2 protein-coding genes are annotated in these 2,692 nt (G+C 68.8%); one reads left to right on the forward strand and one right to left on the reverse strand.

The features are described 5' to 3' along the window. Nucleotides 1-78 precede the first annotated feature (78 nt). Nucleotides 79-1,419: a sensor histidine kinase gene (locus EES43_RS17455; RefSeq protein ID WP_124269572.1), complete on the reverse strand. Its 1,341-nt coding sequence runs from the start codon at nucleotides 1,417-1,419 to the stop codon at nucleotides 79-81. A 624-nt stretch (nucleotides 1,420-2,043) separates the two neighbouring features. Between EES43_RS17455 and EES43_RS30680 the strand changes: the two genes are divergently transcribed. Further along, nucleotides 2,044-2,692: hypothetical protein (locus tag EES43_RS30680; RefSeq protein ID WP_206430073.1), on the forward strand; the 649-nt coding region annotated here is incomplete at its 3' end.

A 2,692-nucleotide genomic window follows, 5' to 3' on the forward strand; every position in this document is an offset into this window, starting at 1 on the left:
GGGGCGCGGGCGGGCCCGGGGCGCGGGGCGGGGCCGGACGCGGGCGGGCCCCGGGGCGGGGCGGGCGCGGTCGGGCGGTCAGCCGCGCCAGGGCAGCTCGGCCGTGACCTTCGTGGGGCCGCCCTCCGGGGAGTCGATCACGAGTATTCCGTCCACCGCGTCCAGCCGCTCCGCCAGCCCCGTCAGACCACCGGCCAAGCCGGCCGCCGCGCCGCCCCGCCCGTCGTCCGAGACCTGGAGCATCAGCCGGTCGGCCGTCCGCCACACGTCGACCGAGGCCCGGGTGGCCCGCGCGTGCTTGCTGACGTTCTGGAGGAGTTCGGAGACGGTGAAGTACGCGATGCCCTCGATGGCCTGCACGGGCCGTGCGTCGAGATCCACCTCGACGGTGACGGGAACGGTGCAGCGGGAGGCGATGGCGGAGAGGGCGGCGTCGAGGCCGCGATCGGTGAGGACGGCGGGGTGGATGCCGCGGGCCAGGTCGCGGAGTTCCTGGAGGGCGATCTTGACCTCGCCGTGGGCTTCCTCGATCATGCGGGCGGCGGCTTCCGGGTCGTCGGCGAGTTTCTCCTTCGCGAGGCCGAGTCCCATGGCGAGGGCGACGAGCCGGGCCTGCGCTCCGTCGTGGAGGTCGCGTTCGATGCGCCGCAGGTCGGCGGCGGCGGTGTCCACGACCACCCCCCGGTCCGACTCCAGCTCGGAGACCCTGCTGGCCAGCCACGAGGGCCCCAGCAGCCCCGACACCAGCAGCCGGTCCACCGTGAGCAGGCCCCGTACGATCCACGGCGCGAGCAGCACGAGGACCAGGCCCAGCGCGCTCGTCGCCGCCAGCTCGGCGGGGGAGTCCGGCCGGTGGAAGGCGGCTCCGTCCCCGGAGCGCTGAATGCCGCCGTTCCACGCGTGCGTCGGGATGTTCCACTGCCAGAGCGGGTACGTCAGCGCTACCAGACCGACCGTCCAGAAAGCCACCGCCACCGGGAAGACGATCACCGCCCACGGGAAGCGCAGCAACGTGTAGAGCAGATGCCGCCAGGAGACGCCGCTCCTCAGCATGGCCCAGATCCACGGCAGCGGCCCGCTCGTGCTCCCCCACATCCGCGCCGGGGCCGCCACGTCCAGCCCCAGCAGTACGCGTGCCCGTTCACGCTCCATGACACCGAACCCCCGGCAGACGGCCAGGCCGGCCGCGAGCAGGGGAATCCCGACGAAGACGATGAGCAGACTGGCGCCCAGCGTCGTCATGACGACCGCGATGACGAACATCGTCAGGCTGACGGGCAGGCTCAGCACCACGTACAGGAGCTCGCGCCAGGTGCGGGCCTCCAGCGGCGCGTGCAGAACCGCCGGCAGGAGTTGCCTGAGCGGGGGGTCTCCGATGCTTCTGCGGACCCGGGTGTCCGATCCGTGTGCGGTGCTCATGGTGTGCTGTCCGTCCCGTTCGCTGGATTCAGTCTGTCAGGGTGTTCGCCGTACGAACGGGTGGCGGCACGTCGGAGTCCGGCACGTCCGGCACGTCTGAGTTCGGCACGGAAAGGGTCCTGGTCATACGCGTCCGGGGCATACGGGTCCTGGGCATACGGGTCCTGGTCATATGGACAGCCTGCCGGGCGGCTCCGCGCCACACCATGGGGCTCATGGGTGGGGTGGTTGTGGGGTTAACCCCACAACCACCCCACCCATGAAGCCATGAACCCACGAGCCGTGACGCGACTGCTCACGGTCCCTTCAGCAGGGGCCTGGGAGCTCTTTAGGGCTGATCCCTAGGACGTAGGCGGCGTGTCCGTTCCTACGCTCAGAGGGTGAACATTCCCGGGTCGTGAACGTGGACGATCTCCGGTCGGCGGGCTGAGCGACGCCTTGAGAGGAAGTCCGGCCGCGCACCGCATCGAGCGCCGAGCATCGAGCATCGAGCATCGAGCATCGAGTAACGCGATCGCAGCGTGTGGAAGCTCGCGGAAGCCGTTCACGCAGGCGTCGATCACGAGGATCGGCCGCCGGACCACCATGCCAGGGAAAAACCGGACCAGGACGGATCTCTCGACCATGCCCCGTAAGAAGAATGTCAAGCGCATCGCAGTTTGCAGCCCGGTCGTCATGGGGGTGGCCGCGGGCATGATCTTCACTTCCGGGGGAGCCGCATCAGCGAACACGACCACCTCGGAAATCAGGAAGAACGCGGAGATCGAGGTCGTCAACAATTCCGGCGACGACGTCTCGATCGCCTTCGGGAACTCCAAGGACACGTCCAAGGGGCGCACCGGAAACGAGGGGGCGAACGGCCTGCCCGGCCTGCCGTCCGCCCCGGTCAAGCTGAACAAGAGCGGCGGTACCGAGCGGTACGCGGCGCAGTTCTACGGGTGGAAGTTCGTTTCGAAGGGCGACTGGAACCAGCCCGATGCCGAGACCTACGACTACAAGAACTTCCTGAACATGCAGTTCTCGCCGAATTTCGGTCAGGTGAAACTGCGGCATGAGGGCGTCAAGTTCGATCAGCCCGCCACCAAGGGCATCGGCGTGAAGGTGTCGAACTCCAACGGTGACGGGGCCTATTCCGTGACGATGGAGAGCCAGGGCGAGGGGAGCAAGGGATTCGACCAGAAGTACCGCGTGGTCGTGAACAAACAGCCGGTGAACGACGGCGCCCCGCCGCCCCGGTCCATTGACGTCAAGAAGCTCACGGGCAGTTCGGTCG

This window comes from Streptomyces sp. ADI96-02, from assembly GCF_003846185.1.
In the GTDB taxonomy this organism is placed as follows: domain Bacteria; phylum Actinomycetota; class Actinomycetes; order Streptomycetales; family Streptomycetaceae; genus Streptomyces.